An 8,572-nucleotide genomic window follows, 5' to 3' on the forward strand; every position below is an offset into this window, starting at 1 on the left:
TAGTCGGGCCCGTACTGGGCGGCGCCATCGTTACCTTTGCCGACTGGCGCTGGATCTTCTTCATGAACCTGCCCATCGCCGTGACAGGCCTGTTCCTCTCATGGCGTTTCATCCCGGAAGTTCGCGAGACCGACGCGCCACCGGTGGACATCCCGGGCATTCTGCTGACGGGGCTGGGGCTTGCCGCCCTGATCTTCGGGTTCGAGAACCTCAGCCGCGATGCGATTTCGCCCCTGGCCATTACGGGCCTGTTCGCGGCCGGCCTGACCTCGCTGGCGGTCTATGGCTGGCATGCGAAACGCACCCCTCACGCGGCCATTGACCTGTCGATCTTTTCGAAGCCCACCTTCGCGGCCTCGGTGCTGGGCGGCGCCTTCATGCGCGTCTCGATGGGGGCCAACCCGTTCCTGCTGGCGATGCTGCTGCAGGTGGCGTTCGGTCTGTCAGCGCTTGCCGCAGGGACCATGACCTGCATCTCGGCGCTGGGCGCCCTGCTGATGAAGACCGCCGCGCCGCCGATCCTGCGCCGCTTCGGATTCCGGACTGTGCTGCTGGTCAATGCGGTGATCGTGGGCTTGAGTTTCATGGCCTGTTCGCTGTTCCGCCCGGACTGGCCGCACTGGGTGATTGCCGTACTTCTGGGAGTCGGAGGCTTCTTCCGTTCCCTGCAGTTCACTTCGCTGAATGGCATGGCCTACGCCGACATCGATCAGGACCAGATGAGCAAGGCCGCCACCACCTCGTCCATGGCCCAGCAACTGGTCCAGTCTGTCGGCATCGGCTTGTCGGCCAGCCTGCTGACCTTCCTGATGCGTCTGGAAGGCGAGACTCGCCTGACCATCGCCGTGGTCTCGCCGGCCTTTGCCGTGATCGGCGCAGTCACCCTGATCTCGATGTTCTGGTTCTACTGGCTGCCCAGGGACGCCGGCGACGAAATGAACGATAGAAAGCCCAGCTAGGCATGGGCTTGCCGCCCTTCTATGATGCGCGCCACTTTCAGCCCCTGCTTTTCGAGTCCCTGAGCATGAAGTTTCTCGCTGTCCTGGCCGCGTCGCTGCTAGCCTTCGGATCTCCGGCCCTCGCCGCCCCGGTCGCCAAGCCCGCTGCAAAAGCTCAGCGCATCGTCCTGCCGACAGACGTGCGTCCCGATCGCTATGACATCACGATCACGCCGGACGCCGCCAACCTGCGCTTCACCGGCCGCGCCGACATTGCCTTGACGGTGGTGCGCGCCACCGACCGGATCGTGCTCAATGCCGCCGACCTCACCCTTGGCAAGGCGTCCCTGAGCGGTCAGTCGGCGACGCCGCGCATTGTCGCCGACACCAAACAGGAAACCGTCGCGTTCGTATTCCCCCAGGCCCTGGCGCCTGGCCGCTACACCCTGTCGATCGACTACACGGGCAAGATCTACCAGCAGGCCTCCGGAATGTTCGCGCTCGACTATGAGGGCTCGGACGGCGCCCAGAAGCGCGCGCTCTTCACCCAGTTCCAGAACTCCGATGGCCGCCGTTTCGCGCCCATGTGGGATGAGCCGGGGATCAAGTCAGTGTTCGCCCTGTCGGTCGTGGCCCCCGAAGGCCAGATGCCGGTCTCCAACATGCCCGTGGCCAGCGACGTGGCCGGCAGCCCGGGAAAGCGTACCGTCCGCTTCCAGGACAGCCCGAAGATGAGCTCCTATCTGCTGTTCTTCGCCCTGGGCGAGTTCGAACGCATCAGTCAGAAGGTTGGCGATACTGACGTGGGCGTCGTGGTCCGCAAGGGCGACGCTGAAAAGGGCCGCTACGCGCTGGAATCCGCCGTCAAGCTGCTCGGCTACTTCAACGACTACTTCGACACCCCGTACCCCCTGCCCAAGCTGGACATGATCGCGGGCCCTGGCCAGAGCCAGTTCTTCGCCGCCATGGAGAACTGGGGGGCCGTCTTCTACTTCGACTATATCGTCCTGATTGATCCCAAATTGTCGACCGAGAGCGACAAGCAGAATGTCTTCACGGTCATCGCCCACGAGCTGGCCCACCAGTGGTTCGGCAATCTGGTCACCATGGAGTGGTGGGATGATATCTGGCTGAACGAAGGCTTCGCCTCGTGGATGGAGAACAAGGCCACCGATCATTTCCACCCCGAGTGGAACATCTGGCTCTCGACCCAGGCCGGCCAGCAGGGCGCCATGCGTCTGGACAGCCGGGCCGGCACCCATCCGGTTATCACCGACATCCCGGATGTCTTTGCGGCAGCCACCGCCTTCGACGCGATCACCTACCAGAAGGGCCAGGCGGTCATCCGCATGCTGGAATCCTATGTCGGCGAAGAGGCATTCCGGACCGGTGTGCGCAGCTACATCAAGAAGTACGCCTACGGAAACACAGTCTCCAACGACCTGTGGGTCGAGCTCGACAAGGCCTCGCCCCGCAAGATCACCGGCACGGCGCACGACTTCACCCTGCAGGCCGGGGTGCCGATGATCCGGGTTCAATCGACGGGCGGCGGGATTGTCATGACCCAGGAACGCTTCGGCGCCGACGCCAGCCAGCGCACGCCGCGCACCTGGCGCACGCCGGTCAGCGTCGTCGGATCCAATGGCCAGTGGCAGGGCCTTGTCAGCGCCGCCTCGCCTGTCGCGACGCCGATCGCCGGCCCGGTGGTCGTGAACGCCGGCCAGACCAGCTACTTCCGAACGGCCTATTCCCCCGAGCTCTGGGCCAGGCTGGCGCCGGGGTTCGCCGGATTGAAGGCGGCCGACCAGCTGGGCCTGCTGTACGACAGCCGGGCGCTGGGCGAGATCGGTGTTGTGCCCATGAGCGACTTCCTGGCTCTGGCGAAGAACGCGCCGGCGGCTGGCGAGCCGATCATGCTGCAGACCCTGTCCGATCAGCTGGCCGCGCTGGACTGGCTGTTCGAGGGTCGCCCCGGCCGCGCCGCCTATCGCGCCTTTGCGATCAATCGCGCCGCCCCCATCGCCGCGCGGCTGGGCTGGGACGCCAAGCCCGGCGAGTCCGATAACGACGCCATCCTGCGCCGTTCGGTTCTGACCACCCTGGGCGAACTGGGCGACGCCGCCACCATCGCCGAGGCCCGTCGCCGGTTCGACCTGTATCTGGCTGATCCCTCCACTCTGCGCGGCGCAGGCCGTCGCACGGTCCTGTCCATCGTGGCCTCGACGGCCGACGCGAAGATATGGGAAGCTATCCATCAGGAGGCCAAGGCCTCGAAGGACATCACCGACCGCGCCCGGCTCTATAGCTACCTCGGCGCCAGCTCGGACCCGGTGCTGGCCGCACGGACCCTGAAGCTGGCGCTCAGCGGCGAACCCAGCCCGACCGAGGCCCCGGCCATCATCGGCGCTGTCGCCGGGTCCTTCCCCGAGATGGCCTATGATTTCGCCATCGCCAATCGCGCGAAGATCGAAGCGCTTCTGGAGCCGGGCCAGCGCGCGCCATTCTTCCCGCAACTGGCCACCATCTCCCGCGATCCGGCGACGCTGGCAAAGCTGGCGGCCTACGCCCCCACGATCCCGACCTCGTCCATCGGCGAGGTCGAGAAGGCGGCGGCGTCGATCCGCTTCCGGCTGGGCCTTATCAAGGACCGGGTGCCGGAGATGGAGCGGTGGCTGGCGGCGAACGGCGGCTAGCGCCTACTCAGCCGCCTGCAGCACCCGGCCGGCGGTGAAGGACGTCTTCGTCGCCAGTTCCGCCTTGGCCCGCTCGTACTCGTCGGAAAGCCGGCCAACCATCTCGGCCACGGTCGGGATATTCTTGACCGCGCCAATGCCCTGGCCGCAGCCCCAGATGTCGCGCCAGGCCTTGGCCTTCTGATTGCCGCCGGAGCCGAAGTTCATCGCTGACGGGTCGGACTTGGGCAGATCGTTGGGGTCCATGCCCGCCGCAATGATCGACGGCGTCAGATAGTTGCCGTGAACGCCGGTGAACAGGTTGGTATAGGTGGTGTCCTCGCCGCTCGAGGCGACGATCATGTCCTTGTAGCCCTGGACCGCGTTGGCTTCCTGGGTCGCGATGAAGGCCGAGCCGATATAGGCAAGGTCCGCGCCCATGGCCTGGGCGCCCAGCACCGCATGGCCGTTGGCGATGGCGCCGGACAGTGCGATCGGACCGTCGAACCACTCCCTCAGGGCGTGAACGATGGCGAAGGGCGAGAGCGTACCGGCATGGCCGCCCGCTCCGGCCGCCACCGGGATCAGGCCGTCGGCGCCCTTTTCGATGGCCTTGCGGGCGAACCGGTCGGTGATCACGTCGTGCAGCACCACGCCGCCGTAGGAATGAGCCGCCTGGTTCACGTCCTCGCGGGCGCCCAGCGACGTAATGATGATCGGCGCCTTCCACTTGGTGGAGACCTCCACGTCGTGCTCCAGGCGGTCGTTTGACTTGTGAACGATGTGGTTCACCGCAAAGGGCGCCGACGGGGTGTCCGGATGATCGCGGTCCCACTCGGCCAGTTCCTCGGTGATACGGTGCAGCCATTCGTCCAGCAGCGAGGCCGGTCGCGCGTTCAGCGCCGGGAAGGATCCGACGATGCCGGCCTTGCACTGGGCGATCACCAGGTCCGGCGTCGAGATGATGAACAGCGGGCTGCCGATGACAGGCAGGCGCAGGCGGTCACGCAGGACGGGGGGCAGAGCCATGGACATATCCTCGAACGGTTGTTAGATTTACGTTGTACGCATATCTTTTTGCGCTTCGCAACAGTGTAGCTCAGCCGCGAGATCACGTTGGGTGAACTTGACGTCAGGCCCGCGCGGGGCGCAATTCCGCCCATGGCCGACACCCTGTTAATCGACCCCGGATTTCCGCCCGCCGACGAGGCCGCCTGGCGCGCGCTGGTCTCCAAAACCCTGGGCGACAAGCCCTTCGAGAGCCTGATGAAGGCGACGGTCGAGGGGCTGCCGATCTCGCCGCTCTATGCGGCGTCGGAGCGGGCGGCGGGCTTTCCGCCCAGACCGTTCGAGGCTGGCCGGGCCTGGGACGTGCGGACCCTGTCGGCGCACCCGGATCCGGCCAGGGCGAATGCTGAACTGCTCGCGGACCTGCAGGGCGGCGCGGCCTCCGTCATCGTTCAGGGCCACGCCACGCCTGATGCCCTCGCCCGCGCGCTCAAGGACGTGATTCTGGAACTGGCTCCCACCGGCCTGGACGCCGGGTTCCGGGGTCCGCAGGCGGCTCTGGCCCTGCACACCGTCGCCAGATCTTCGCCGGGCGCAAAGCTGGCCCTCAACCTCGACCCCCTCAGCGCCTTTGCCGGGTCTGGCGCCAGCCCCGGGCCGGTCGCCGCGCATCTGGCCACTGCGGCGACCGTCGCTGCGGACCTCGTCCAGACCTACCCCCAAGCCAGCCTGTTCCAGGCCTCGGGCCGCGTGGTCCATGAAGCCGGCGGCGGCGAGGCCCTCGAGGTCGCCTTCGCTGCAGCGGCCGCCATCGACTACGCCAGGGCCCTGGTCGGCGCGGGCCTTACGATCGCCGAGGCCTTCGCACGCGTCACGCTGGGTCTGTCAGCGGATGCAGACTATTTCGTGGGCATTGCCAAGGTTCGCGCCGCACGCGTCGTGTTCGCCCGGATCGCCACCGCCTCCGGCGCTGACCCTCTGGCGCGGATCGAGGCGCGGTCATCGCGCCGCATGCTGACGGCGCAGGACGCCTGGACCAACATGATCCGTCTGACGGTTGCCGGGTTCGGCGCGGCGGTCGGCGGTGCGGACGCTGTGGTGCTCGGGACCTATTCCGACGCCCTGGGGCTGCCCACTACCCTCGCCCGGCGACAAAGCCGCAACGCTCAGCTGGTGCTGATGGAAGAGGCCCATATCGGCAAGGTCACCGACCCTGCCGCCGGCTCCGGCTACATCGAGACGCTCACCGATCAGATCGCCCGGGCCGCCTGGACGCGCCTGCAGGCCATTGAGGCCGCCGGCGGGCTTGTCTCCGCCCTGACCTCCGGTCTGATCGCCCGGGACGTAGCGGCGGCGGTCGCCGCGCGGGTCGAGGTGGAACCGGGCGGTGCCTTCCCCGATCAACCCTCGCCACGCCTCCCCGGCGAAGACAGCGTGTGCCCGCCCTTGAAACCCATTCGATTGTCCGAAGCCTATGAGGTGGCGGCATGAGCGCGTTCCCGGATTTCGCGACCCTGCCGTTCGAGGGTCCTGTCACGCCGACCTCACCGCCGGAGGCCGATGCCTGGAATACCCCGGAGGGTATTGCCGTCCGCCCCGCCTATGCCGCGGCTGACATCACCGGCCTGGCAGCCATGGGCGGCTATCCGGGACTGGCGCCGTTCGTGCGCGGCCCCTACCCCACCATGTACGCCACCAACCCCTGGACGATCCGCCAGTACGCCGGATTCTCCACCGCGGAGGACAGCAACGCCTTCTATCGGCGCAACCTGGCGGCGGGCCAGATGGGACTGTCGATCGCCTTCGATCTGGCCACCCACAGGGGGTATGACTCAGACCACCCCCGCGTGGCGGGCGACGTGGGCATGGCTGGCGTAGCCATCGACAGCATCCTCGACATGCGCACCCTGTTCGACGGCATCCCGCTCGACAAGATGAGCGTGTCGATGACCATGAACGGCGCCGTGCTGCCGATCCTGGCGCTCTACATCGTGGCGGCGGAAGAACAGGGCGTGCCGCACGAGAAGCTCTCGGGCACCATCCAGAACGACATCCTGAAGGAGTTCCTGACCCGGAACACCTACATCTATCCGCCCGGCCCCTCGATGCGGATTGTGTCCGACATCTTCGCCTATACGGCCCGCGAAATGCCGCGCTTCAACTCGATCTCGATCAGCGGCTATCACATGCAGGAAGCCGGCGCGACGCTGGACCTGGAACTGGCCTACACCCTGGCCGACGGCATCGACTATGTCCGTGCGGGCGTCGCGGCGGGCATGACTGTGGACCAGTTCGCCCCCCGGCTTTCGTTCTTCTGGAACGCCGGCATGAACGCCTTCATGGAGATCGCCAAGCAGCGCGCCGCGCGCCTGCTGTGGGCGAAGCTGATGAAGGCCGAGTTCGACCCGAAGGATGCGCGCTCCCTCTCGCTGCGAGCCCACACCCAGACCAGCGGCTGGAGCCTGGCCGCCCAGGACGTCTACAACAATGTCGCCCGCACCACCGTCGAGGCCATGGCGGCCGTCGGCGGCCAGACCCAGAGCCTGCACACCAACTCGCTGGACGAAGCCCTGGCCCTGCCGACGGACTTTTCCGCCCGGATCAGCCGCAACACCCAGCTCTTCCTGCAACTGGAGAGCGGCCAGAACCGGGTCGTCGACCCCTGGGGCGGCAGCTTCTATGTCGAGCGCCTGACTGCCGATCTGGCCGAGCGGGCGCTCACCCACATCGCCGAGGTCGAGGCGCTGGGCGGGATGGCAAAGGCAATCGAGAACGGCCTGCCGAAACGCCGGATCGAGGAAGCCTCCGCCCGCACCCAGGCCCGGATCGATTCCGGGCAGCAATCCGTCGTGGGCGTGAATCGATACCGGCCTGACGTGGCCGACGACATCCCCGTGATGAAGGTCGACAACACCGCCGTCCGCAACGCCCAGCTTGAAAAGCTGAAACGCCTGAAACGCGACCGCGACCCGGAAGCTGTGGCCGCCGCTCTGGATGCGCTGACCGCCGGCGCGGCCGGCGACGGCAACCTGCTGGAACTCTCGGTCAATGCCGCACGGGCCATGGCTACGGTTGGCGAGATCTCGTTCGCCCTGGAAAAGGTGTTCAACCGCCACAAGGCCACAGCCGACGCCGTCAAGGGTGTCTACTTGCGCGAAGCTGGCGCGACCCCCGCTTCAGACCGCGCCCGCGCCATGGCTGCGGCCTTTGAACAGGCCGACGGCCGCAAGCCCCGCCTGATGGTGGCCAAGATGGGCCAGGACGGTCACGACCGGGGTCAGAAGGTGATCGCGTCCGGCTTCGGCGACCTGGGCTTTGACGTGGAGATCGGCGACCTGTTCCAGACCCCCGCCGAAGCGGCGGTAGAGGCCGTCGAAGCCGGGGTTCACGCGGTCGGCGCCAGCTCGCTCGCCGCTGGACACCTGACTCTGGTGCCGGAACTGAAATCCGAACTGGCCCGCCTGGGACGCCCAGACATCCTGGTATTTGTCGGCGGCGTCATCCCGCCGGAGGATTTCAAGGCGCTGGAGGACATGGGTGTTGCCGCGATCTTCACGCCCGGGACCGTGATCCCGGAGGCCGCGATCACCGTACTGGACCGGCTGAACGAACAACTGGGCTACGCTCAGGAAACGGCAGGGCGCTGATCCTGAGGATCCGGCCTTCTGGTGCGGGCGGTCGGACTTGAACCGACACTTCGTTGCCGAAAACGGATTTTAAGTCCGCTGCGTCTACCGATTCCGCCACGCCCGCGCGTTGCAGCAGATAGGCCGCCACGGGCGGGGAGTTCAAGCGGCGTTGCCGATGACGTCAGCGCGAGCTCACAATCCGTCACTTGGCCCCGGCGCCCGCATCGGCGCATGATGAAGACAAAGCCCAGGAGGACACCCATGGTTCGGTCAGCAAAAATCGCCATTCTGCTCGCGTCAGTTCTCAGCCTTCCGGCGGCCCCTG

General features: G+C 66.8%; 5 protein-coding genes and 1 tRNA gene. 4 read left to right on the top strand and 2 right to left on the bottom strand.

Annotated elements, in window-relative coordinates; translation table 11 throughout:
• A partial coding sequence (locus ACIQ42_RS12355) for an MFS transporter (RefSeq protein WP_397422494.1) occupies window positions 1-959 on the top strand: 959 nt, incomplete at its 5' end.
• Window positions 960-1,024: 65 nt separating this feature from the next.
• Window positions 1,025-3,631 carry a M1 family metallopeptidase gene (locus tag ACIQ42_RS12360; protein WP_397422495.1) on the top strand — a complete coding sequence of 869 codons (2,607 nt, stop codon included), beginning with the start codon at window positions 1,025-1,027 and terminating at the stop codon, window positions 3,629-3,631.
• A gap of 3 nt (window positions 3,632-3,634) precedes the next feature.
• On the opposite strand, the gene ACIQ42_RS12365 is transcribed toward ACIQ42_RS12360, so the two are convergent.
• Complete coding sequence (locus tag ACIQ42_RS12365) at window positions 3,635-4,639, bottom strand: NAD(P)H-dependent flavin oxidoreductase (RefSeq protein ID WP_397422496.1); 1,005 nt, start codon at window positions 4,637-4,639, stop codon at window positions 3,635-3,637.
• A 132-nt stretch (window positions 4,640-4,771) separates the two neighbouring features.
• Between ACIQ42_RS12365 and ACIQ42_RS12370 the strand changes: the two genes are divergently transcribed.
• Complete coding sequence (locus tag ACIQ42_RS12370; protein ID WP_397422498.1) at window positions 4,772-6,109, top strand: methylmalonyl-CoA mutase family protein; 1,338 nt, start codon at window positions 4,772-4,774, stop codon at window positions 6,107-6,109.
• Window positions 6,106-8,265 (top strand): methylmalonyl-CoA mutase, encoded by a 2,160-nt coding sequence (gene scpA / locus ACIQ42_RS12375; protein WP_397402420.1) that lies wholly within the window; start codon window positions 6,106-6,108, stop codon window positions 8,263-8,265. Before ACIQ42_RS12370 ends, scpA begins: the two co-directional genes overlap by 4 nt.
• A gap of 19 nt (window positions 8,266-8,284) precedes the next feature.
• Here scpA and ACIQ42_RS12380 read toward each other — a convergent pair.
• Window positions 8,285-8,371, bottom strand: a tRNA-Leu gene (locus ACIQ42_RS12380).
• Window positions 8,372-8,572 lie beyond the last annotated feature (201 nt).

The organism is Phenylobacterium sp., from assembly GCF_044372605.1.
GTDB lineage: Bacteria > Pseudomonadota > Alphaproteobacteria > Caulobacterales > Caulobacteraceae > Phenylobacterium.